This is a genomic window from Cellulophaga sp. L1A9, from assembly GCF_009797025.1.
GTDB lineage: Bacteria > Bacteroidota > Bacteroidia > Flavobacteriales > Flavobacteriaceae > Cellulophaga.
In genome coordinates, this window is the sequence record NZ_CP047027.1 from 124758 (window position 1) to 149085 (window position 24328).

Below are 24328 nucleotides of genomic sequence, written 5' to 3' on the forward strand. Positions count from 1 at the left end.
TTAGAGATAAGAAAATTAATAACAATGGCAGAAAAAGAAATACTACGTGGCGGTCAGTTTTTAGTAAAAGAAACGAATTGTGAAGATATCTTTACGCTAGAAGATTTATCGGAAGAGCAAAAAATGATGCGTGATAGCACTAAAGAATTCGTAGACCGCGAACTTTGGGCACACTGGGAACGTTTTGAGAAAAAAGATTATGCATATACTGAGGAAACCATGCGTAAAGCGGGTGAACTTGGTTTATTAAGCGTAGCCGTTCCAGAATCTTACGGAGGAATGGGTATGGGTTTTGTATCTACCATGTTAGTATGTGATTATATTTCCGGTGCTACAGGTTCCTTTAGTACTGCTTTTGGTGCACATACAGGTATTGGTACTATGCCAATTACTTTATATGGTACTGAGGAGCAAAAACAAAAATATGTTCCTAAATTAGCTTCTGGGGAATGGTTTGGCGCTTATTGCCTTACTGAACCAGGTGCAGGTTCTGATGCCAACTCTGGTAAAACTAAGGCAGTTTTATCTGAAGATGGTAAACATTACAACATTACTGGTCAAAAAATGTGGATATCTAATGCAGGTTTCTGTAGTGTATTCATAGTTTTTGCTAGAATTGAAGACGACAAAAATATTACAGGGTTCATCGTTGAGAATGACCCTAGTAATGGTATTTCTTTAGGTGATGAAGAAAAAAAATTAGGAATTCATTCTTCTTCTACCCGTCAAGTTTTCTTTAATGAAACTAAGGTTCCTGTAGAAAACATGCTTTCCGAGAGAGGAAACGGATTTAAGATTGCGATGAATGCGCTTAACGTAGGTAGAATTAAATTAGCAGCAGCTTGTTTAGATGCACAACGTAGAGTTATTGGTGAAGCTACTAAATACGCTAACGAGCGTATTCAGTTTAAAACACCTATCGTAAACTTTGGTGCTATTAAATCTAAATTAGCAACTATGGCGACCAATTGCTATGCTGATGAATCTGCTGCTTACAGAGCTGCAAAGAACATCGAGGATAGAATTGCTATGCGTGAAGCTGCAGGAAATACTCATCAAGAAGCAGAACTTAAAGGTGTTGAGGAATACGCTATAGAATGTTCTATTCTTAAAGTAGCCGTTTCTGAAGACGTACAAAGTACTGCTGATGAAGGAATCCAGATATTTGGTGGAATGGGCTTTAGTGCTGATACGCCAATGGAATCTGCCTGGAGAGATGCTAGAATTTCTAGAATCTATGAAGGTACTAACGAAATTAACCGAATGTTAGCAGTAGGGATGTTAGTTAAAAAAGCCATGAAAGGTCATGTAGATCTTTTAGGTCCTGCAACTAAAGTGGGTGAAGAATTAATGGGTATCCCATCTTTTGATACTCCAGATTTTTCTGAACTTTTTGCAGAAGAAAAAGATTTATTAAAGAGATTGAAGAAAGTATTTTTAATGGTTGCTGGTTCTGCCGTTCAAAAATATGGCGCTGAATTAGAAAACCACCAACAATTGATGTTGGCTGCTTCTGATATCTTGATTGAAGTATATATGGCAGAATCTACCATACTAAGAACAGAGAAAAATGCAAAACGATTTGGAGAAGATGCGCAAGCTACTCAAATTGCAATGACTCAATTATATGTATACAACGCTACAGAAATTATCATTCAGAAAGGTAAAGAAGCTATCGTTTCTTTCGCTGAAGGAGATGAGCAACGTATGATGTTAATGGGCCTTAAGCGTTTTACAAAATATACCAATAATCCTAACGTAGTAGCTTTACGCACAAAAATTGCGGATAAAGTAGCTGCAGACAACGGTTATACCTTTGACTAATTCTGATTATTATTTGTTTTTTAATACAGAAGGAAGAACCGCTCTTAATCGAGCGGTTTTTTTATTTTCAATAATTTCGAGGTGCTACGCTACCTCATAACCCTATATTCTTATATCCCCATTGTAATCCTTTACCTAATCGACAAATTACGATATAAAAAAACTAGTTTTATCCGCTGCATGTGCAACATCAAAAACTAGTTTATTTATAAGTATACTTTTTTCAATTAATCACGCATAGATTCTAATACGCTCTCTTCGGATGCTTTATTAGAAAAGTTTATTGCGCATTCTATTAATGCTAAATGTGAGTATGCTTGCGGGAAATTCCCTAACAAACGTTTTGTTTTAAAATCTACATCCTCACTAAACAATCCTAAATGATTACTGTAACTCAATAATTGCTCAAAATTTTTCAATGCTTTTTCTTCCTGCCCTATTTTAAACAGACTGTTGATAAACCAAAACGTACAAATTGTAAAGGATGATGAAGGTTCTCCAAAATCATCTTCATTTTTATAACGATACAATAAACCGTCATTACACAGATCTTTCTCTACCGCTAAAACTGTACTTACGTATTTAGGATCTTTAGCATCTATAAACCCATAAGATTCCATTAATAATACCGAAGCATCCATATCTGTAGAACCATAGGATTGTGTAAAAGCTTGCTTTTCTTCATTCCAAGCATTGTCCATGATATCCTTTTTAATTTTTTGTTCTAAAGGCCTCCATTTATCAATCTTATGCTTCTTATCTAACAGCTCCGCAACTTTTATCGCTCTATCAATGGCTGTCCAGCATAAGACCTTAGAAAAAGTAAAGTGTCTATCTTCTGAACGAAACTCCCAAATACCTTTATCTGGTTCTTCCCAGTGCTTTTCTACAATCCAAACAATACCTTTGGTAATTCCCCAAAGTTCTTCGCCATTTTGGATGTCTATACTGAATTGAGAAATCATTTCATAGATTACATCCATTAGAATCCCATAAATATCATTCTGAACCTGCTCGTAGGCTGCATTACCTACTCTAACAGGTTTAGAGCCTTTGTAACCACTTAAGTGCTCTAAGGTTTGCTCTGTTAGCTTTTTCTCTCGGTTAATCCCGTACATGATCTGTAGCTTTTCATCTTTATCAGGAATCAAATCTATAATAAACTGTAAATATCGCTTGGCTACATTTTTATGTCCTAATTGAGAGACTACTTTTATCACCATGGAGGCATCACGAATCCAACAGAACCGATAATCCCAATTACGAACCTCTCCAATTGTTTCTGGCAAGGACGTTGTTGCTGCAGCCAATACAGCTCCTGTTTTATCGTAACTAAGTAATTTTAAAGTTAATGCGCTACGTTTAATTTCTTTGTCAAACTTCTTATAGGTTGGTGTTTTTTGTGACCAATCCATCCAATAAATACGTGTACGCTCTAAGTTTAAAAATACTTTTTCCGTTGTAGGTGTAAATATTTTTTCATTATAAGCTAAAAGAAAGAAACCATTATCTTCTAAGGTTATTTCTTCTCCATTAAGTACTTTTTCTTTATCAAAAGATGTATATAAAAATACCGTATCAAATTTTACATCGTGTGTTAAACTCGCTATAAAATCTTTCTTGATGTATGATTTTGTTTTTCCTTGTGCATATTCTAACCTGGGATTATAAACCACCTTAAATTTTGGTTGCCCTGCTACAAGTTTTATGTAACGAATCACTTCTGGTGGCGCAAAAAATGCATCATCATCTTTATGATAGCGTGGCATAAAATCATGAATTTCAAAACAATTTTCTTCGCCTTCCGTAAATTTCGTGATTAATATTGCTGTTTCTGCATCATAAAACTGATGTATTTCATAAGAGTCCTCTACCTCAATCCCAAAACTCCCTCCTATTTCTTCATCGAGCAGTTTCGCAAACACTGATGGCGAATCAAATTCTGGTAAACAGCACCAATCCATTGAACCATTCTTAGAAATTAATGCTGCACTCCTGCAATTTCCTATTATTCCGTAGTCTAAATTATCCATATCAATAAATTGCTAACTCAAAAGGCTAATAAAATTGGCATTGCCCTTCTTTTTCACGAAATTTAGAGAAATTAATTCTAAAAAACAGCAAAAAGAACCGAATTATGGGCAAAACTATCATAATCTCAAACAGACTACCGATACAATTACAAATTCATAATGGAGGCATAACCGCTATACCAAGTGTGGGGGGATTGGCTACAGGAATGAAATCTGTACACTCTGGTGGAGATAGCCTTTGGATTGGTTGGAGTGGTTTAACCGATGAAGAAATTCCTGAAGAATTGGTGGGCGATATTGATGCAGCCTTAGCCAAACACGGATCTTCAAAGGTCAATTTATCGCAACAAGAAGTGGATGGTTTTTATTATGGATTTAGCAATAGAACCATTTGGCCCTTATTCCATTATTTTTTAGAATATTCAGAATTCGAAATAGATAGTTGGGAAACGTATAAAAAAGTAAATCAGAAATTTGCAGATGCTATCGTAGAAAAAGCAGAAGACGATGACACTATTTGGGTACATGATTACCAGTTAATGTTAGTACCACAAATGGTTCGTGAAAAACTACCTAATATCTCTATAGGTTTCTTTTTACATATCCCCTTCCCTTCTTTTGAAATATTTAGAACCTTACCTTGGCGTAAAGAAGTTCTCGAAGGTTTGTTAGGCTCTGATTTAATTGGCTTTCATACCTACGACTACGAACGTCATTTTTTAAGTTCTGTGCGTCGTATTCTAGGCCTAGATGTTAGTTTTAATGACGTATACCTTGAAGACCGAATCATTAAAGTAGATTCTTTCCCAATGGGAATAGATTACAAAAAGTTCAGCGAAGCTGCCAAAGAACATGAACAACTGACACCAGAAAATCAATCTGAATTACAGCAACGCCTAAACGAACATAAAAAATCTACTCCAGACGCAAAATTCTTACTTTCTATTGACCGTTTAGATTATACTAAAGGTATTGCAAAGCGTTTGAACGCTTTTGAATATTTTCTAACTAAATACCCTCAATACAAGGAAAAGGTGCGTTTAATTATACTTGCCGTGCCTTCACGAAGTAATGTGCCACAATACCAATTGCTAAAAAGAGAAGTAGATGAACTTGTCGGTAGAATTAACGGAGAGTTTTCTACCGTAAGCTGGACGCCTATTTGGTATTTCTACAGATCAATGCCTTTTGAAAATTTAATCGATTTATACACCTCTTGTGATATTGCATGGTTAACACCAATCCGTGATGGTATGAATTTGGTGGCAAAAGAATATGTAGCTACTAGAACAGATAAAACGGGGGTATTAATCTTGAGTGAAATGGCGGGAGCGGCAAATGAGATGAATGAATCTTTATTGATCAACCCAAATAATTTTGAACAAATTGCAGATACTATTCATCAAGCCATACAGATGCCTATAGAAGAGCAACAAGAACGGAATGATATTCTACAAAAAAGATTAGAACGCTATAATGTAGAACGATGGGCAAATGATTTTATGAGTTCCTTAAAAGAACAAAAAGACAATAGTAGTAGCTATGTCTCTAGAAAACTTTCGGCTAAATTATTAGATAGAATTACCGATAATTATAAAAATGCCAAAAGAAGGTTATTATTTATTGATTATGATGGCACTTTAGCGGGCTTTCACAACAATCCGCAAAAAGCGAGTCCAGACGAAGAATTATATGAATTATTAGATGCTATTTCTTCTCAGGAAAATACAGATATGTATTTAATCAGTGGTCGTGATAAAGAAACTTTTACCAAATGGTTCTTGCCTAAGAAATACAACATGATTGTAGAACACGGGGTGTGGATCTCCGAAAATGGTGCTGACTTTAGCTTACTAGAGAATGTAAAGAAAGATTGGATGGAAAAAATTCAACCCGTACTAGAATCTTTTGTAGATAGAACTCCTGGTAGTTTTATTGAAGAAAAGAACTATTCTTTAGCATGGCATTACCGCAAAACAGATCCTGATTTTGGTCAGAAAAGAGCAACAGAGTTAAATACGGTGCTTACAAGCTTAATTGCTAATGATGATTTAAGTGTTTTAAACGGCAATAAAGTAATGGAAATTAAAAGTAGTAATGTCAACAAAGGTCGTGCCGCCTTACGTATGTATGGGAAACATGATTATGATTTTGTTTTTGCTATTGGTGATGATTGGACCGATGAATTTATGTTTCAAGAATTACCAGAATCTGCCGTAACCGTAAAAGTTGGACTTCAAAAAACATCTGCTAAATATTATGTAGATGGCACCAAAGATGTTCGAAAATTATTAAAGCGATTTATTGATTAGTTTTTAAGTTTTCTACGACTAAAATGATCAAATCATGACTTTTGAAGCATAAACCGCATATTTTACCTATTTTAATTCTAGCACAATTTGCCTGCACCTCTTTATGGTTTGCAGGCAATGCTATTATAGATGATATTGCTTTAAAAACAGGTTTAGGTCCTGAAATTATTGGATACGTATTATCCTCTGTTCAATTTGGTTTTATTACCGGAACATTACTTTTTGCTTTTTTAATGATTGCAGATCGGTTTTCTCCTTCCAAAGTATTTTTTATCTGCGCCCTGCTTGCTGCTGCTTGTAATTTGAGTCTTTTTACAGAGGTGCTTTCTAAATGGCAATTACTCTTTGCGCGGTTTGGAACAGGCTTTTTTCTCGCTGGCATTTATCCTATCGGGATGAAGATTGCAGCAGATTATTATGAAAATGGACTCGGGAAAGCTTTAGGCTTTTTGGTGGGTGCCCTAGTTTTAGGAACCTCATTTCCCTACTTGTTAAAGGGGTTAGAATTAAATAGTAATTCGGATACTGTTTTGATCATCACGTCTACTATAGCTATAATTGGTGGCTTATTAGTGGTTTTATTTGTTCCTAATGGCCCTTTCAGAAAAAGAAGTACCAACATCAAAATAAAAGCAGGTATCTCGCTTTTTAAAATTCCAAAATTTAGGCAAGCGGCACTAGGTTATTTTGGCCATATGTGGGAGTTATATGCTTTTTGGGCGTTTACTCCCTTTGCTTTACAAACCTATTTGACCGTTAACAATTCCACATTTTCAATTCCCCTACTCACTTTTGTAATTATTGCTTTAGGCGGACTCTCCTGTGTATTGGGCGGTTATGTGGCCGATAAATTTGGAAGTCGTAAAATAGCTTATTACGCCTTATTGCTTTCTGGCGTGTTTTGCGTCGTCTCTCCCTTGCTTTTTGAATTACCAGCCCTCTTATTTTTAATAGGGTGGAGTCTTTGGGGTATGGCGGTAACCGCAGATTCTCCTCAGTTTTCTAGTTTAATTGCAAACGCTGCACCCCCCGAATTAAAAGGAACAGGATTAACACTTGTTAATTGCTTTGGTTTTGCGATAAGTATTATTAGTATTCAACTGCTTACCGTTTTAGCAGCAGAAATAAATCCAACTTTAATTTTCTTATTTTTAAGCATTGGGCCACTCATTGGCTTATTTTTTATGACTAAGAAAACCATACACGATTAAACAAACTCAAACACTCAAAAAATGAAAAAGAAATTACTTCTATGCCTCCTTACCGTTTTTGCGACTCTCCCTATTTTAGCGCAAACAGATGCACGTATCTATGCTATTATTGATGCCGTATCTGAAGACCGAATTAAACAAGATGTAAAAACGCTAACCGAATTTGGTACCCGAAATACTTTTAGCGATACTACTTCTAACACACGAGGAATTGGTGCTGCTAGACGCTGGATTAAATCTCAATTCAGTGAAATTTCAAGCAACTGCTCCGATTGTATTGATGTCTTTTATCAGAAAGATTTTGTAACCAAAGATATGGGTACCCGCGTACCTAAAGATGCTTGGGTAGTAAATGTGGTGGCCATACAAAAAGGGACCAAATACCCAAACCGCTATATTATTATGAGCGGTGATATTGATTCTCGTGCTAGTGATACGATGGATTTTACGACGGATGCCCCAGGTGCTAATGATAATGCAAGTGGAATGGCAGGTACAATCGAAGCTGCTCGTGTGCTTTCTAAATACAAATTTGAGAATAGTATTATCTATGTAGGACTATCCGGAGAAGAGCAAGGACTTTTCGGCGGTGGCGGACTAGCAAAATATGCAGTAGAAAAAGGTTGGGATATTATTGGAATTTTCAATAATGATATGATTGGTAATATCACTGGAGTAGATGGCGTGGTAAGCAATCGTGATTTTAGAATTTTCTCAGAGCCTGTTCCTGCTACAGAAACAGATAAACAACGTCAAATGCGTCGTTTTTATGGCGGAGAAGTAGACGGAATTTCTAGACAATTAGCGCGTTACATTCACAAAAATGTAAAAACCTACATGCCAGAAATGAATCCAATGATGATTTACCGCTTAGATCGTTTTGGGCGTGGCGGACACCATAGACCTTTTAACGATGCCGGTTTTGCGGGTATCCGTATTATGGAAGCTCATGAAAACTATACCCAACAACACCAAGATATAAGAACTGAAAATGGCATTAATTATGGAGACGTATTTGAACATGTAAACTTTGGCTATGCTAAAAAATTAACGGCTGTTAATGCAATAAACCTTGCTTCTTTGGCGTGGGCACCTCCTGCACCAAAAGAAGTGAAAATTGGCGGTATTGTAGCCCCTGCGGCAAAATTTGAATGGAGTAAGGTTGATGGCGCTGTAGGCTATAAAATATATTGGAGAGATACTACCTCTCCTACTTGGGATCATAGCCGCTATGTAGGTAATGTAACCGAGTTTCTCTTAGATGGTATTGTCATTGATAATTTCTTCTTCGGAATTTCATCAGTAGGAAAAGATGGTTTTGAAAGCCCTGTGGTTTTCCCGAACGCTATCCTGCGTTAATTATAAAAAATCAAAAACAAAAAACCACGCTCAGGCGTGGTTTTTTGTTTTCAATTAAGTCAGCAATATGCCTTATTTAAGTTCTGGCGTAATCACGATGCTCCTAAACTCTATAGGACCGTGATCACCCTGAATCAACAAAGGCCCTACTTCAGATTCATTACTATCTAAAGCACCACCCGTAATTCCTGGAATAATTTGATCGGTTATAATAGCTTTCCCATTTGCGACAATACTCACGCGATTTCCATTTAATGTAATATCATAGGATTGCCACTCTCCTGCTGGCTTAGCCATCATTTCATTAGGCGTTAAAAATCCATAGATACCTCCGAATAAAATAGCAGAAGGCTCTAAACCTATATTATCTTCAATTTGCACTTCGTGGCGACCACGTAAATACACCCCACTATTGCTTCCTGAGGGATATTTAAATTCTAGATGTAATTTAAAATTTAAAAACTTTTCATCAGACACCAAATTAGACCCTGATTTTGGACTCGTTAAAATTCCGTCTTTCACCACCCATTGGTTATCGCCCATAGCGCTCCACCCGTTTAAATTGGTTCCATTAAAAAGTGCTTTTGGCGCAGCCCAAACAATAGCTTCATTATATACCGCTACTTTTGCTGGTGTAGCCGTCCATTTGTATTTTTTTCCATCAGAATACACCATAGTTCCGGAAAGTGTGGTACCAGTTAATGCCCCTTCAAACTTCATATCTTTATCTCCCGGCTCCCACTGGCGCGGAATAGCAAAACTAAAGACATCATTCTTTACGTTTACTTCGGCAATTGGTCTAGCACTCCCAAAAGCATATACAAACCGCCCTACTAATGTAGATCTTCCCGATTTTGTAATCTCTAACCAAGAAGGTAATGCTTTGCCCTCTTGTTGGATGATCATATCCCATCTGCCAATAAACGGACTTTTATCTTGTGCGGTTGCGGGAGTAGATGCGAATGATAAAAGGAATAGAAAACCTATTGCTAATGTTGTAGCGTAACATTTCATTTTTAAGTTATGTTTAAGTTGAAGAGTAAAGGTACTTATTCCGAAAGCAATTTTTAAAAATTCTAATACTATTTCAATCCTGTAGGACAAAGCCGACAAATTTTAAAAATTAGCTTAACTTTAGCCACATAATTATAGCAGCGTAGTACCATGAAACATTTTACAGTAGTACTTTTTTTCCTTTTCCTTAGTATCTCAAGCCATAGTCAAGCCTTATTACAGGCCAAAGATTATTTTACAGCACAAGACAGCTTAAGAGGGAGCATCACCCCTGAACGTGCTTGGTGGGATTTAAATTTCTATGATTTAAAAGTCACTATCAAACCAGAAGATAAATTTATATCAGGTAGTAACACCATAAAATATACGGTTTTAGAAGCACATCAAATCTTACAAATAGATTTACAACCACCGTTACAAATAGAAAAGGTAACTCAGGATGGAGAAGAATTAATTGTCTCATCAAAAATAAACGCACATTTCATCACCTTAAAAAAAGAGCAGAAAAAAGGAGACAAAAATGAAATCACCGTGTATTATTCTGGAAAACCGAGAGAAGCTAAAAATGCACCTTGGGATGGTGGTTTTTCATGGAAGAAAGATAACAATGGGAAAGATTTTGTTGCTACCTCATGTCAAGGCTTAGGTGCTAGCGTTTGGTGGCCTAATAAAGACCACATGTATGATGAAGTAGACAGTATGGCTATTAGCGTCACTGTACCTAAGGGTTTAATGGATGTATCTAACGGGAGGTTAAAATCTGTTCAAGAGCATGAAACCACTACTACTTACAACTGGTACGTAGCAAACCCAATAAATAATTATGGGGTGAATGTTAATGTGGGCGACTATGTGCATTTTGGCGAAAAATACCCAGGAGAAAAGGGTACTTTAGATATGGATTATTATGTTTTAAAGGACGATTTAGAAAAAGCCAAAATTCATTTTGAAGATGCCCCAAAAATGATGAAAGCCTTTGAGCACTGGTTTGGCCCCTATCCGTTTTATGAAGATAGTTTTAAGTTGGTTGAAGTACCATATTTAGGAATGGAACACCAAAGTTCTGTAACCTATGGAAACCAATTTATGAAAGGGTATTTAGGCCGCGATTTATCAGATACTGGTTGGGGACTGAAGTTTGATTTCATTATTATTCACGAAGCTGGTCACGAATGGTTTGCCAACAATATTACCTATAAAGATATTGCAGATATGTGGCTTCACGAAAGCTTTACCGCCTATTCCGAAAGCCTATTTATAGAATATTATTACGGGAAAGAAGCCGCAGAAGACTATGTTATTGGCACCCGAAAAATAATACAAAATGACCGACCAATTATTGGTGCCTATAATGTGAATAATGAAGGAAGTAGTGATATGTACTACAAGGGGGCTAACTTATTAAATACCATCCGCCAAGTACTAAATGATGATAAAAAATGGCGTAGTATTTTAAGAGGCTTAAACAAAGATTTCTACCATAAAACAGTTACCACTGCTCAAATAGAAAATTATATCTCTGAAATGGCAGGTATAGACTTTAGCACCGTGTTTGATCAGTATTTGAGAACTATTGAAATACCCGTTTTAGAATACCACTATGATGGTAAAAAATTAAAATACCGTTACACGCATGTGGTTAATGGTTTTGCATTACCCCTAAAAGTTTCTGCTGGAGATAAAACGCTTTGGATTGAACCTACGACGGAATGGAATACGAGTAAACTTAAAGGAGATATCGCTGCGTTTAAAGTAGGGCGTAATTTTTATATTGACGTTAAAAAATCATAATCCCTTTTATAATTGAACCTAAAATATACATCTCGTTATATTGCAAGACTCTAAAAATTAATTTTATAACCTATAAAAAAAGGGCTTCGGGCTTAATCAGAAGGTTTTATCGCTGTTTATGAATTCCGCTAAAAGCTTCGGTTCCGTTTTAATTAAAAGTTCACTACTTTTAAATGCGCTACGGATTACGAGTTCACTTTTATATTCAATTAAACAAAGTCAAAAATCAAACAAAAATAAAATGAATAAAAAAATTATTACATCAGTAACAACCTTCTTAATTCTTGCTTCATTTTCTATATTAAATAGTTGTGGTGATTCCCCTAAAAAAAATAAAGAGACTAAAGAAGTTGTCGTTGAAGAAACCGTTTATGCAAGTGACGTTATTCCCTTTTTTAATGATTGGAAATTAGTTTTAGGTGACGGTTCAAATGCAGGGATTGCAAATAATTTTGAAAACAAAGATTTCTTTTATACCGAAAACGATGGTGCTGGTGATTGGATTGTTTTTAAGGCCCCTAATGCAGGAAGCACGCATGGCACATCAAATAATACAAGAACGGAATTGGCACAAATAAAAAAATGGTATCCAAAGACTGCTAATGATAAATTAACAGCTACGCTTAAAGTTATGAATGTGTCTGCAACCGGTGATGCCAGAGTAGCTGCTTCGTATGCCGTAGTAGTAGGTCAGATTCATAGTGCTGATGCCTATGAAAATGAACCGCTTAAAATATTTTACAAAAAATTCCCTGGTCATACCAAAGGTTCCGTTTTTTGGCATTATGAAATTAATACGGCTGGTGATGATAATTCTAAAAGATGGGATTATTCTACAGCTGTTTGGGGCAATGACTTTTCTGTTGTTGGTAGTGAAGAAAACACTTACCCAGAAGAACCTAAGGACGGAATAGCTTTAGGTGAGGAATTTAGTTATGAGATTGAAGTTAAAGATGGGATTATGAACTTAACATTTACTAGTGAAGGACATGATACTAAAACGTTTACAAAAAACTTAATCGAATCTGAATACACAACCACAGCAGCTATTCCTGAACAAACACAAAAATTATTTGTACCCATTGGTCAAGACGGAGTAGAACGCAAAGAGGCGTACACAGGCGAAGGCTGTTTCTTTAAGCTTGGTGCATACAACCAAACCAACGGAAAGTCTCCCGAAGTAAATAAAAACTGGTGTTCTGGTGCAGAAACGCATGGAGGCGACATTCACAAACAATATGAAGACGGAAACTATGCTGAAGTTTGGTTTAAAAAAGCAAGTATCGTTGTAAGTGATGCTGCCGTATCTAATGAAGGTTATTTTACTAAAAATGATTAATTAAGTACGCTATTGAAATATCGCTCAAAAACAAATTAGTTTAGCGTCATTTTTTGCTAGCAGTACTGTTAACATTATTGGATTTGGATTCTTTTCGGCAATGGAAAATATGCCTTACCAGATCTTTGCTATATTTATGACTCTAATTTTAAGGTGATTCGTATTTTATTATCTATTCTTATTGAAGACAAACACATTTTCGTAGACTACCGTTTATTAAAAAAAATATTTCCGGTAGTCTACTATTGCGGAATCGCCATAGATTAATGCTTCTGCATTCTCTAGTACAAACTGTAACCTAACCCAAAAATAGCAAGCCTAACATTGGAGGTTCATCTTTAAACTTCAAGAGTCCGCATTTACACTCCTCGGCTATGATCCTGTTAGTACTGATAACCCGATAGCATACAGCGAAACAAGTATTCATTTTTTTAATCAAAAAACTAGAGAAATCCCCAATCAAGGCGGTGATGTTTTTTTTTGAGGAAGCTGAAAAAAAACTTGAATAAAATGAATTCCTCAATTTATCTAAAATTGAAAAGTTCAAAGACTTAGGTATGAGTATAAATACTAAAAGTCTAAATGTAGAGTTTTAGTATTTATACTATCTTTTTTCTATAGGTAGAAATTATTTTAATAACTCGTAGTACTACGTTTAAAATAGTAAGCATACATGCCTGATCATCGATTTATGAAGCCTATCGTAATCTTTATTATTGCAATTGTATGTAGTTCATGTAATGCACCTACGACGGACAAAAACATGGATATTGCACTACAAACTTCTGAACATCCATTAATCATAAGATACAGCCAAAAGTACAATGAAATTTGGAGAATTGACATCCCCTTAAAAGCTACGCTAACAAACCAGAATTTTTTAAGAAAAACATTAGGTGCTGTAAACTTTAATTATAATAGAAAAGAGCTTTATGAAAATTTTTACCATGGCAAAAACAATACTTTTGTTAAAATTTATTCTAAAGCACAAAAACGATTAGATAGAAACTCAAAAAACAAATATTTGTATTACAAAGAACCAAAAGAGTTTACTTTGTATGCCCATACTTTTGTAGATACCACAAAAATTAGTCAAGCCTTATTTAGCAGGTATTTAAAAGAGATAAGCCCTTCTAATACTATCCCAGACAGTTTAGTTCTAGGTCCTGTTGAGATCTTAAAGAATTCGCATCCAGAATTAATTGATTATTTAAACCAAGGAGAAGTGTATTTTGAATTTGATCAAAATAATACGGTACAACCAGATGTTATTCGTAAAAATGTGGCCTTATAAAAAGTAAAGAAATATTGAATTATGTTTAAAAAGTACCGTCAAAATTTATTAAGATTATTTAACCTCCTATTTTTTGCGCTATTTTATGGTTACATGTCATTTGCAATTACAGCGGGTACTAAACAGTATAGTGTTACCGCGGGAATTGTACTGTTATTGGTTATCACCGCTTTAAATATTCTATTTGCTACAATCCTAAATAAGAAAAACAAAGATGTTCTTGGCTTCTTTTTTATTACCTACCTCCTATCTGCGATAGCAATGATGGGTTTAGAATATTATGATTCAAACTATACCCGGCAACATCAAATAACGGATAGCATGTTACATTTTTTAGGATGGATAACTGTTACAGCAGATAGCGAATCTTTTATGTTGAGTAGAATGTTTGGATTCGCCAATAGTATACTTCCCATTATTGTATTATTTTTTCTTATTTCGGTTTTCCTGTGCTATTTCTATACTCCTAACATCCAAAAAACAAAGCACATTAGATCTGTTTAATTTAAAACAAACTATTAAAAAATTTAAATGAAATTACTACATTTTTTAACCTTAATAAGTGTACTTCTTACGGGTCTTTTATCTGCACAAATAAAGTTTATAGCTAAAGTTGATAAAAAAGCAATAGGTATAGATCAGCATTTGCGGGTCGAATTTTCCATTAACGCAGAAGAAAATGCGAGTACATTTACACCTCCAGAATTTGAAAACTTTAAAGTAGTTGGAGGTCCCATGAGAGCAATGAGTACTACCATAATAAATGGCGTGAAGAATTTAGAAACAGTCTATAGTTATATCATTAATCCAAAAGCTTTAGGTACTTTTTCTATAGGAGCTGCCCAAATTACTATTGAGGAAAAAAATTATAAGACAGTCCCTATTACCATAAACGTTAGTGAAGCGGTTAATAGTACTAGTGTGCCTAGTGCTCCTCATGAAAACATTTATTTGATTGCTGAAGTTTCAAAAGAAAAAATAAGACTAAAAGATTCCCTTATTGTTTCCTACAAGGTTTATGTTTCACCGGATGTTGGTATTATGGATTGGAAATTAATAGCTAAGCCCTCGTATTCTAACTGTACTTCAAATACTATTGAAATTAAAAAATTAAAGGTGGAGAATGTAATATATAACGCTAAAGAATTTAGGGCATCAACTTGGCAACAAACAGTATTAAAGCCTAAAAAGAAAGGAACTATAATTATTAACCCAGTGAATATGGAAATTCAGTTTAAATATTTAAGTGGTACGTACGATATTTTTAGAAAACCTATCTACGATACTAAGACAATACAGTTAACATCAGATGAAGTAAATATACCTGTATTATAACTATTTAGAGCCCCCTTGTCCTTTATCAAATATTTATCCTAAATCTTATCTATAAGAAAATACCTTAAAATTTCAATTTTCACCCTAAAAACCTACTAAACATGACCAAAATCAATTCTTTAAAAAAATTCATCCTTTTGTACTTCTTAGGTATGCTCATCATCTGTACTTCTTGTAATTCCCCTATAAAAGACAAAGAAGTAGCACCCATTGATCCAATTGAAGGCGTATGGGAATTAAGCCATTTCTATCACGTTGCAAATGGAGACACCCTTATTACAGATACCTCTAAGGTGCAACATAAAATTTATTTAGACGGACACGTTATTTGGAATACAAACCCTGCTGCGGATGCTTCTGAGTGGCACGGATATGGTATCTACACTTTTAAAAATGACACCATTACCGAAGTCTTAACCTCTATGTCTTATACTATGAAAAGTGACTATGACACCTATATTATCCCTATAGAACGCACTGAAAATTCATACAAACAAGTAAATACCTATAGCCACAATGACACCATTTTCCATAACATTGAAATTTATAAGAAATTAAATTAAGGCACTATTTACAAAATTTTAGTAGTACGGAAATCAACTTAAATACTTTACTGTTCAAAAATTTCTAAACAAAAATTACAGAAATCATTGTATTTGAAGTGTTCATAATTTTGAGGATAATTTTTATTAGCTATGCTGCTATTAGTAAAGTATTAAAAATACATGAGCTTACTAACTAAAACACCAAAGAGCTATTCGCAGCTATTCAAAAGAAATACCCTGATGCTCCATTTGAAGTTCAAATCTTTAGCATTATACTTTGCTGGCGAGGGGCTAAAAAATGCAACGGATATAAAAACACATTACTATCTAAACGGAAAACTTATAAATAGCATACTACAAAAAAAACAATTTAGAGGCATTTAATAGCACCCAAATTATCAGTAATTCAAATACTATACAACATTGGTGATCCAAAAATTCCTATAAGGAATACCAACTATTTTTTAACGACATTTCAATTAGACTATGCAATTGGATAGCAAGTTCGAAAGAAAATTTTAGCTTTTTTTTCTTAAAAAATACTATCTTCAAACTATATCACATACACACGAATAAAACTGTTCACTGCAAGCGGGTAAAAACTAAAAAATGAAATGAACGGAATTGAAAACTATTTGGGGTTTTTATTGGCTGGAATTATTATGAATTTGACACCAGGAGCAGATTCTATTTATATAATTACGCGCAGTATTGCTCAAGGAAAAAAAGCAGGTATATATTCTGTCCTTGGAATTGGAAGTGGTGCTGTAATTCATATTATACTTGCCGCATTTGGGTTATCAGTACTATTAGCCAAATCAATTATACTCTTTACTATTGTAAAATGGACTGGAGCTGCTTATCTAATCTATTTAGGTATTAGAATGCTTATGGATAAATCTAATTTATTTGACCGTGAAAAAGCTGAATTTAAAAAGGTAGATTTATGGAAAATATATCGAGAAGGGTTTCTAACGAATGTACTAAACCCAAAAATTGCTATCTTTTTCCTATCGCTATTACCTCAATTTATTAAACCTGAACATGTAAATAGTGCTATCCCTTTTCTTATTCTTGGCGGTACATTTTTATTGACCGGAACCATCTGGTGCTTATTTCTGGCTTATTCTGCATCTTTTATGACAGATACACTAAGGAAAAATGACAAGATTGGAAAAATAATGAAAAAAGTAAGCGGATATGTGTTTATCGGATTAGGTATTCAGCTTTTAATTAAAAGAAACTGATGAAAAAATCTACCTAAAATAGTATTGCGCGAATAATAGTTAACGCTAGCTACAAGCAAAAATTGACTTCAACGAAAATGAAATATTTAGCAGCTACCTATTATTTTGACTTTGAAAATGAATCCGTTCAAAAGTTGATCTCTGAATTTAAAAATGACAGGCTATCTGATAAAGAAAAAACAATTGGAATATATACCAAAGTACGTGATTATTGGAAATACGACCCTTACAGTATAAGTCTTTCAAAAGAAAAGTACACTTCAAGTCATATTGCTAAAAAGCATTCAGGAAATTGTGTTGAAAAATCAATACTATTAATTGCTTGTCTTCGTGCCTTAGAAATACCTGCTAGATTGCATTTAGGGAAAGTTAAAAATCATATCGCCGTAGATAGGTTAACCGAAAAATTTGGCTCAAATGAATTAACACCACACGGAATGGTTAACGTCTATCTCGGGAATAAATGGTTAAAAATGTCGCCCGCATTTAACAAATCATTATGTGAGAAATTGAAGGTGGAACCTTTAGAATTTGACGGAGAAAACAATTCTTATTTACAACTGTATACTAGCGAAGGATCTCGGTTTATGGAATACACAGACGATTACGGCTATTTTGAAGATGTGCCACTTAATTTTATGAAAAAAAATATAAAAGAACACTACCCACATATTTTTGATACGAATGAAAACAAAACAGAATTTAGACTTTAACAAAGTTAATGTCCAACAAAGTACTTTGGTTTCTTGATAAACGTGCTATCCGTAAAATATTTATTCCCAAGCAATTACATCACTCAAGTAAAAAAACATATCCAATCTTTATAACTCTAATAGATTACCTTTCTCTTTAGGCTTTAAAATACCTAATTTCGTACTTCAAACAGGCAGTGAACTGTAAATCTGCTACCGACTCTCTGAGTTGATATACCTCAATAGGAATGAATAACGAAGAGACTGCAATACGAACCACTTATTTCAGTATAATTGGAAATACAGCATTGGCCTTGATAAAAGGGTTTGCCGGATTTTTCGGGAATTCTTATGCGCTAATTGCAGATGCTATTGAATCGGCTACTGATATTTTCACTTCTTTCATGATTTTATTAGGCTTTAAATATGCAAAAAGACCTGCCGATGAAAACCATCCTTATGGACACGGAAAAATAGAGCCCTTAATTACATTTGCTGTCGTTGCTTTTCTTGTTGTTTCTGCCACAATAATTGCTTCTGAAAGCATTGAAAACATACAAACACCTCATAAAACTCCAAAAGCTTGGACTTTAATTGTGCTTAGTTTAATCATAATCTGGAAAGAAATCTCCTATCAAATTGTCATTAAAAAAAGTAAGCAAACAAATAGTTCTTCATTAAGAGCAGATGCTTGGCACCATAGAAGTGATGCTATAACTTCAATCATGGCATTTATCGGAATTTCTATAGCCATCATATTCGGTGAAGGTTATGAAACTGCAGATGATTGGGCTGCACTATTTGCTTCCGTATTTATTTTATACAATAGCTACTTAATTTTAAGACCCGCCTTAGGCGAAGTGATGGATGAGCAACTTTATGATGACCTAATTATAGAGATTAGAGCTAAATCTACTGAAGTTGAAGGAGTCTTAGGTACCGAAAAATGTTTTATCCGAAAATCTGGAATGAAATTTCATGTAGACTTACATGCCATTGTAAATAGTGAAATTACCGTAAAATCTGGTCACGATATTGCTCATAAATTAAAAGACTATTTACGAAAAGAAATACCAAATTTAGGGCACGTTTTAATCCATATTGAACCTAACGAATAAAAAAGAAACACCTCACCAATTAAGAAGCGAATATGTGGATTATAGCGCATTCGTTACATAGATGAGATTGGGTACTCAGGTAGTATTAGAAAATAGTATTTGTTTTTAGTGTTGATTTAAACCATATCCTTCCAATTCCTCAATACACCTTTTGCGTATTTCAGTTTTTAATTACACGGAATCTTGCTCATTAAAGGTTTCTTATAGCTCCTTAACTATCAAGGGCTCTTTATGTTCTATGTAATTTCTAGTTATAAAATTCCATAAAATTGGCACAACTAATCTTCTATAAACACGTTTACTGTGTTATAGTTATTTAATACACCTAAAAAAAATATGAGAATACGATTGAAATATTTGTTCGGGAAAGGAACCATTGTATTTGGTGTTTTTTCCATATTCCTATATTTCAAAGAAGGTATCAAGTATACCTCCCCTATTCTAATCCTATTTATCGGCTGTTTCTTGGGCTACTTATTAATGTCCACATTGATAAATAAAAAAAAATTGAATAGCCATTCCATTAAAAAAATCAAATAAACCTAAAAATTATGACTTACATTATTCCATTACTGATCATGGTATGCATTGGTGCGTACTTTCTTTACATGAAAAAAACAGGTAAATTCGATGCTTTAGCAAATAACTATGTAGAAGCGGAGAAAGATGTCACAGAAAATTTTGACACCTATTTTAAAGACTTTAAAGCAGATGAGCATACTTTTAAGCCTATTGTTGCTATTGTTGGAGGAGATTTTAATGCTATTGCAGCCTGTAAAAAACCTAAAAGTATTTTAGGTGCAGTTGCAGACACCACAAAAACAATGCTTACTGGTATCGTGGTTGAAAATACCAATCATCATTTATTAGTAGTACAAGATCATAAATTTCATTATATAGAATACAATTCCAATAGCAAAACTTCAGCAGAGCATTGGGAGTTTGACCAACAAAATATCAATACGTTGGAGTTTGAAAAAGGAAAATTAACTGACAACCTTAAACAATCAATGTCTTTTCAATTAAAAAGTGGCGGAGAAAGCGGTGACGCTACTAAAAATAGTGATTTACATAAATTATCCTTTGAAAGTAAAGGAAAAAAATATGAGTTTTTCGTTTACAATATGATAGGTTTTGGTGCTGGTTTTGAAGTTGAAAACAGCGTTGGAAATTTATCGATGACCCAAACTATTGATGATATAGTGAGAGGAACCCTTCTACCTTTAAAATTTGGGACGCTATTCTTTGACAAGATAAATACCTTAAAATAAAATTAATGTTAAAAGGAGAGGAATAGTATTTGTCTCCTTTTTTTTTAGTAAATTGAGTATTAAATACTAGTATCGTAACAAAATTGAGAGTCATACGGTAACAATTATTAAAAAAGGAATACTAATTCTGTAAAATCCATTACATTGAAAAAAATATCCAAAAGAAAAATACTTATTTTAATAGCCCTTGGAATGTTTGCAATTGCGGCTTCTCAGGTATTTTCTCATTATATAAGCTTATCAGATTTAGTTCAAGGTTTATGTACTGGAACTGGAATAGGACTGCTATTGACTGCTCTAGTTTTTGGAAATTTAAAAACAGAACACTAATTTTTTTTTGAGAATTTACACCTATAAAAACAGTCCCAAAGGGTGAAAATTGCATCATATTTTAGTTTTAAAAAGCCGCTAGAGGTTGGTCAACCCTATACATTCATGGTAATTTAAAACCTACTGTAACAACTACACTTTTAGTTCGTCTTTAAGAAAATAAGATGTCCTATGAACACCGCAAAATTTTTATGGAGTAGTGCACTACCCCTACTCTTCCTTATTTCTTGCAAAACAACCAAAATAGAAGGCAACTCCATTACTATTCCTAAATATTCTCCTGTAGACGCTGCGCTGTACCAAAGTATTGTTGCACACGATGCTATTTTTTTTGACGCCTACAACAACTGCGATTTAGTAAAACAAGCTTCTATATATTCGGAGGATATTGAATTTTACCACGATAAAGGGGGCTTGATGACGTCCAAGGAAAAAATTATTGAAGGAACAGAAAAAAATATATGTGGAAAAGTAACTAGAACCTTAGTTGAAGGTAGTATTGAAGTATATCCTATAAAAGACTATGGCGCGGTAGAAATAGGCTATCATAAATTCTACAACAATCAGGAACCAGAAGCTATTTCTATACCCAGTAAATTTATAATCATGTGGCAACACACCAACGATACTTGGAAAATCACTAAAGTGATTAGCTTACACTAATTCTTCATCAATAAGTATTTTTTAGATCTTAAAGCGTAGCCTATACCTTATTTTAGCCTTTTCATAACACCAAATTGGGAATCTAATTGATTTTTTAGCGCTATCTTTAATAGTACATTCGCTCCGTGTATTGGACGCTAAGAATCCAAACATAAGTATGAAAGATAGATTGGTAAGTTGGTTGCTATTTGCATAAGCCATTATTGGTATTATTTTTTCAGGTATCATACCCTAAAAGGGAACAGAGCTTGGTCTGGAGACGGCTGTCTTATTACATTGCTGCTGCTTCCCGTAGTTTTAGTATTCATTCCTTCGGTGCTCATTGTGCTGTATATTCTTGTACAATCTTTACGAAGAAAATAACTCTTTAAAAATTAATAATGACCATATTAAAAAACATAGTACTAGCCCTTATCGTTATTTCATTTGCTGCATGTAAAAATCAAAACAATAAGCTAAAAGACGGTCCTAGAAGTCCTGGCCCAAATGGTCCTTTAAGTGCTTCGGATTTTAATAGAGATGGCACCGTTACCAAAGCAGAAATGAACGAGTTTATTGCTATGGGACCAGAAAGAAAAGTGGGTTTAGTCGCGTATTTTGATCAATTTGATACCGATGAAAATGGCACTTTAAGTTCCGCAGAATTAGCCCAAGTTACACCTTCTTTTGCTTTTGATGGTACTGATGCTAATGGAGACGGGAGTGTGTCTAAAAACGAAGTAGAAGATTATGTTAAAGATAGACTGTACCGCCAAATGGGCTTAGATGAGTTTTTTGATTTGATAGATGCCAATCATGACGGAGAAGTATCTCCTTCTGAGATGGCAGCAGCGCATAAAAATGGTCAATTACCGCAAGAATAACGAGGCATATTGTCTATAGAAGGGCCTTTTATTTCTTTAAAAAACATATGTTATTTTAAATACTTATTTTCATACGCTAGCGTTCAAACCATAGCAACTGCTTTTTAAAACCAAGTCATGAAAAAAATTACAGTCCACTTTCTTATTCTCTTCATCATGGTTTTTTCCTGTTGCAATGCCCAATCCCCTAAAAGAGAGAAAGTTAAAATGAATAAAGAGGTCAGAACACTGGTGAATTTAGGGAAAGATTCTATCATCCAACAAGCATTAACAGCTTTAGATAAAAAAGCTAGCCTAGTTAATTTTTCTACGACTAGCCTACAAACCAACGGCAAAGAAGTCTATGTAGTGTTTTCTAATCCTGTACTCTACTTGCCCATAAATTCTATTTTTCAATATACGATGGGTGTTAACCTTATGACGGGCGCACAGTTTTCTAATACTGTTGCAAATCCTGAAAATTTTACAAACACAAATGCTATTCCGTTTTACCAAGAAACGGAAGTCGCTAAGAAAAATAGTTCTTTTGTTCTGGAAGCCATCCCTAATTTAGATGCGTCTGCCCTTAAGGATTATGAAGGTACATTGATCATCCGTGAAAAAGAAGATCATTATGCTGTTCGTTTGGTTTCTGAAACGCAAGAGTCTTGGTATAAGATAAAAAAAGATACGGGAAAAATGTATGACGAAGGGCATGCGCATCTTGAGCCTCAACCTTTTGCAGAAGAGGATCCTGAAGCTTTTAGAGAGATAGCATTTAACACGAAAAATGAATAAAACTATGGAACTTCATTTTCAAATATCGTTATGAGGTAATAATGAAAAATTGAAGATCGTCCATCTCATACACAAACACATCACACTAAAAAAAGTATAAAAATTTCACCTCATCGGAATGAATTTAAATGTGCTAGAAATTCTAGTTTTTGTAAGCTTAATACAAGGTCTGCTTTTCGCTGTAGTTCTTTTAACTCAGAAAACCTTCCGCGTTAAAGCAAATAAATATCTAGCGTACAGTACTTTTTTGTTATCCTATATTGGCGTGGTAGAACTTTTGGTCGCAAAAGATTTTGATGAAAAATATTATTTCATTGATTATTTTGGAGATGATATCCCATGGCTTTTTCTCTTTTATATTCCCATGTTGATTTACTTTTTAAAATCTACAAAAAACAGCTATGCGAAGAGCAAAAAAATTTGGATTCTTACCGTACCATTTTTCTTCTTTTGGCTCCTGTATTCTATTATTGATTTGCAATTAGATTTTCAGCTTCTAGAATGGGACTTGATTGCCAATAACTACCGACTGGTGTATGAAACCGAATTTTATACGTCTATCCTATTCAATACCGCATTGATCACTATATCCTATTTTATTATTAAGAGAAGCGCGATTAGTCCTGATGAAAAAAAATGGTTAAAAAATATATGGGCATTTAATGCTGGTCTATTGTTCATTTGGGTAATTAATACTTTTATTCCCGATGATCTATACCCTATTCCACATAGTGATATTACTTACCCTGTGTGGTTAGGGGTTTCATTTTACGTGTATTGGCTCATATTCAGAGGACTACTACAATTAAAACTCTCTCAAGATAAATCAGAAATTCATGAATTACGCAAACGTCCAGAATTAGTACCTAATGACGTTATCGCTACGGAGAACTCTGAACCTTCCATTGAACCTCAAAACAACTATTTTCAGGAATTTACCGCATTAATGACAGTAGAGAAATTATATAGAAATCCGGAATTAAGCAGGGACCTGATTGCCGAAAAACTAAAGGTTAGTCCTGGCTATCTTTCACAATTAATAAGTGCATCCGTTCATTCCAATTTCACTTCATTAATTAACGATTATCGCATTAGCGATGCCAAACAAATGCTACTAGATTCAGACTTTGACAAGTATAGCATTGTTGCCATTGGTTTAGAGGCGGGCTTTAAATCTAAATCTACATTTTACACTGCCTTTAAAAAGCATACAGGATATACTCCCAATCAGTTTAAAGCGCTAAAGAATGAGTCCTAATTAATCATATTCTAACTTTTTGGGACTCCTAATGTTTTGGTTGATCGTACTA

The 24328-nt window shown here is 34.3% G+C and carries 21 protein-coding genes; 19 read left to right on the forward strand and 2 right to left on the reverse strand.

The genetic code is table 11. From position 1 onward, the window contains the following. Positions 1-24: 24 nt before the first annotated feature. The gene (locus GQR94_RS00550; protein WP_158973500.1) at positions 25-1824 is read left to right on the forward strand and encodes an acyl-CoA dehydrogenase family protein; all 1800 of its coding nucleotides are present in this window, start codon (positions 25-27) and stop codon (positions 1822-1824) included. Between the two features lie 227 nt (positions 1825-2051). Here the strand turns inward: GQR94_RS00550 and GQR94_RS00555 are convergent, their stop codons facing one another. Beyond that, positions 2052-3857 carry a glycoside hydrolase family 15 protein gene (locus GQR94_RS00555; protein ID WP_158973501.1) on the reverse strand — a complete coding sequence of 602 codons (1806 nt, stop codon included), beginning with the start codon at positions 3855-3857 and terminating at the stop codon, positions 2052-2054. A gap of 104 nt (positions 3858-3961) precedes the next feature. On the opposite strand from GQR94_RS00555, the gene GQR94_RS00560 reads away from it, so the two are divergent. The 3 genes from GQR94_RS00560 to GQR94_RS00570 are packed head-to-tail and all read left to right on the forward strand — an operon-like array spanning position 3962 to position 8739. Beyond that, positions 3962-6169 carry a bifunctional alpha,alpha-trehalose-phosphate synthase (UDP-forming)/trehalose-phosphatase gene (locus tag GQR94_RS00560; protein WP_158973502.1) on the forward strand — a complete coding sequence of 736 codons (2208 nt, stop codon included), beginning with the start codon at positions 3962-3964 and terminating at the stop codon, positions 6167-6169. A 41-nt stretch (positions 6170-6210) separates the two neighbouring features. Next, positions 6211-7380: a nitrate/nitrite transporter gene (locus GQR94_RS00565; RefSeq protein WP_158973503.1), complete on the forward strand. Its 1170-nt coding sequence runs from the start codon at positions 6211-6213 to the stop codon at positions 7378-7380. Positions 7381-7401: 21 nt separating this feature from the next. Next, positions 7402-8739, forward strand: coding sequence for a M28 family peptidase (locus GQR94_RS00570; RefSeq protein ID WP_158973504.1), 1338 nt, complete (start codon positions 7402-7404; stop codon positions 8737-8739). Positions 8740-8811: 72 nt separating this feature from the next. Here GQR94_RS00570 and GQR94_RS00575 read toward each other — a convergent pair whose 3' ends face one another. Then, positions 8812-9753 carry a DUF1080 domain-containing protein gene (locus GQR94_RS00575; RefSeq protein ID WP_158973505.1) on the reverse strand — a complete coding sequence of 314 codons (942 nt, stop codon included), beginning with the start codon at positions 9751-9753 and terminating at the stop codon, positions 8812-8814. 150 nt (positions 9754-9903) lie between these two features. On the opposite strand from GQR94_RS00575, the gene GQR94_RS00580 reads away from it, so the two are divergent. From GQR94_RS00580 to GQR94_RS00650, 15 genes are all read left to right on the forward strand, one after another. Beyond that, on the forward strand, positions 9904-11544 hold the full coding sequence (locus tag GQR94_RS00580) for a M1 family metallopeptidase (RefSeq protein WP_158973506.1): 1641 nt from the start codon (positions 9904-9906) through the stop codon (positions 11542-11544). Between the two features lie 241 nt (positions 11545-11785). Then, positions 11786-12883 (forward strand): polysaccharide lyase family 7 protein, encoded by a 1098-nt coding sequence (locus GQR94_RS00585; protein WP_158973507.1) that lies wholly within the window; start codon positions 11786-11788, stop codon positions 12881-12883. A 673-nt stretch (positions 12884-13556) separates the two neighbouring features. Continuing rightward, entirely contained in the window at positions 13557-14177 is a 621-nt protein-coding gene (locus tag GQR94_RS00590; protein WP_158973508.1) for a hypothetical protein, read from the forward strand. A gap of 93 nt (positions 14178-14270) precedes the next feature. Continuing rightward, positions 14271-14681: a hypothetical protein gene (locus tag GQR94_RS00595; RefSeq protein WP_158973509.1), complete on the forward strand. Its 411-nt coding sequence runs from the start codon at positions 14271-14273 to the stop codon at positions 14679-14681. A gap of 27 nt (positions 14682-14708) precedes the next feature. After that, on the forward strand, positions 14709-15512 hold the full coding sequence (locus GQR94_RS00600) for a BatD family protein (protein ID WP_158973510.1): 804 nt from the start codon (positions 14709-14711) through the stop codon (positions 15510-15512). Between the two features lie 101 nt (positions 15513-15613). Further along, a complete protein-coding gene (locus GQR94_RS00605) occupies positions 15614-16075 on the forward strand; it encodes a hypothetical protein (protein WP_158973511.1) in 462 nt (153 codons plus the stop codon). Positions 16076-16671: 596 nt separating this feature from the next. Then, on the forward strand, positions 16672-17304 hold the full coding sequence (locus tag GQR94_RS00610; protein ID WP_158973512.1) for a LysE family translocator: 633 nt from the start codon (positions 16672-16674) through the stop codon (positions 17302-17304). 77 nt (positions 17305-17381) lie between these two features. Next, the gene (locus GQR94_RS00615; protein WP_158973513.1) at positions 17382-18017 is read left to right on the forward strand and encodes a transglutaminase family protein; all 636 of its coding nucleotides are present in this window, start codon (positions 17382-17384) and stop codon (positions 18015-18017) included. A 227-nt stretch (positions 18018-18244) separates the two neighbouring features. Continuing rightward, positions 18245-19114 carry a cation diffusion facilitator family transporter gene (locus GQR94_RS00620; protein WP_158973514.1) on the forward strand — a complete coding sequence of 290 codons (870 nt, stop codon included), beginning with the start codon at positions 18245-18247 and terminating at the stop codon, positions 19112-19114. A gap of 551 nt (positions 19115-19665) precedes the next feature. Next, entirely contained in the window at positions 19666-20385 is a 720-nt protein-coding gene (locus tag GQR94_RS00625; RefSeq protein WP_158973515.1) for a hypothetical protein, read from the forward strand. A gap of 144 nt (positions 20386-20529) precedes the next feature. Continuing rightward, entirely contained in the window at positions 20530-20715 is a 186-nt protein-coding gene (locus GQR94_RS00630) for a hypothetical protein (protein WP_158973516.1), read from the forward strand. 171 nt (positions 20716-20886) lie between these two features. Further along, positions 20887-21378 (forward strand): nuclear transport factor 2 family protein, encoded by a 492-nt coding sequence (locus GQR94_RS00635; RefSeq protein ID WP_158973517.1) that lies wholly within the window; start codon positions 20887-20889, stop codon positions 21376-21378. Positions 21379-21758: 380 nt separating this feature from the next. Then, positions 21759-22241, forward strand: coding sequence for an EF-hand domain-containing protein (locus GQR94_RS00640; RefSeq protein ID WP_158979424.1), 483 nt, complete (start codon positions 21759-21761; stop codon positions 22239-22241). 117 nt (positions 22242-22358) lie between these two features. Then, entirely contained in the window at positions 22359-23018 is a 660-nt protein-coding gene (locus tag GQR94_RS00645; RefSeq protein WP_158973518.1) for a hypothetical protein, read from the forward strand. Positions 23019-23136: 118 nt separating this feature from the next. After that, entirely contained in the window at positions 23137-24276 is a 1140-nt protein-coding gene (locus GQR94_RS00650; RefSeq protein ID WP_158973519.1) for an AraC family transcriptional regulator, read from the forward strand. Positions 24277-24328: the final 52 nt, after the last annotated feature.

Bases quoted from the DNA above. Each gene is read 5' to 3' on its own strand.
- GQR94_RS00550 (WP_158973500.1), top strand. From the start codon at position 25: ATGGCAGAAAAAGAAATACTACGTGGCGGTCAGTTTTTAGTAAAAGAA.
- GQR94_RS00555 (WP_158973501.1), bottom strand. From the start codon at position 3,857: ATGGATAATTTAGACTACGGAATAATAGGAAATTGCAGGAGTGCAGCA.
- GQR94_RS00560 (WP_158973502.1), top strand. From the start codon at position 3,962: ATGGGCAAAACTATCATAATCTCAAACAGACTACCGATACAATTACAA.
- GQR94_RS00570 (WP_158973504.1), top strand. From the start codon at position 7,402: ATGAAAAAGAAATTACTTCTATGCCTCCTTACCGTTTTTGCGACTCTC.
- GQR94_RS00575 (WP_158973505.1), bottom strand. From the start codon at position 9,753: ATGAAATGTTACGCTACAACATTAGCAATAGGTTTTCTATTCCTTTTA.
- GQR94_RS00580 (WP_158973506.1), top strand. From the start codon at position 9,904: ATGAAACATTTTACAGTAGTACTTTTTTTCCTTTTCCTTAGTATCTCA.
- GQR94_RS00585 (WP_158973507.1), top strand. From the start codon at position 11,786: ATGAATAAAAAAATTATTACATCAGTAACAACCTTCTTAATTCTTGCT.
- GQR94_RS00590 (WP_158973508.1), top strand. From the start codon at position 13,557: ATGCCTGATCATCGATTTATGAAGCCTATCGTAATCTTTATTATTGCA.
- GQR94_RS00595 (WP_158973509.1), top strand. From the start codon at position 14,271: ATGTCATTTGCAATTACAGCGGGTACTAAACAGTATAGTGTTACCGCG.
- GQR94_RS00600 (WP_158973510.1), top strand. From the start codon at position 14,709: ATGAAATTACTACATTTTTTAACCTTAATAAGTGTACTTCTTACGGGT.
- GQR94_RS00605 (WP_158973511.1), top strand. From the start codon at position 15,614: ATGACCAAAATCAATTCTTTAAAAAAATTCATCCTTTTGTACTTCTTA.
- GQR94_RS00610 (WP_158973512.1), top strand. From the start codon at position 16,672: ATGAACGGAATTGAAAACTATTTGGGGTTTTTATTGGCTGGAATTATT.
- GQR94_RS00615 (WP_158973513.1), top strand. From the start codon at position 17,382: ATGAAATATTTAGCAGCTACCTATTATTTTGACTTTGAAAATGAATCC.
- GQR94_RS00620 (WP_158973514.1), top strand. From the start codon at position 18,245: ATGAATAACGAAGAGACTGCAATACGAACCACTTATTTCAGTATAATT.
- GQR94_RS00625 (WP_158973515.1), top strand. From the start codon at position 19,666: ATGACTTACATTATTCCATTACTGATCATGGTATGCATTGGTGCGTAC.
- GQR94_RS00635 (WP_158973517.1), top strand. From the start codon at position 20,887: ATGAACACCGCAAAATTTTTATGGAGTAGTGCACTACCCCTACTCTTC.
- GQR94_RS00640 (WP_158979424.1), top strand. From the start codon at position 21,759: ATGACCATATTAAAAAACATAGTACTAGCCCTTATCGTTATTTCATTT.
- GQR94_RS00645 (WP_158973518.1), top strand. From the start codon at position 22,359: ATGAAAAAAATTACAGTCCACTTTCTTATTCTCTTCATCATGGTTTTT.
- GQR94_RS00650 (WP_158973519.1), top strand. From the start codon at position 23,137: ATGAATTTAAATGTGCTAGAAATTCTAGTTTTTGTAAGCTTAATACAA.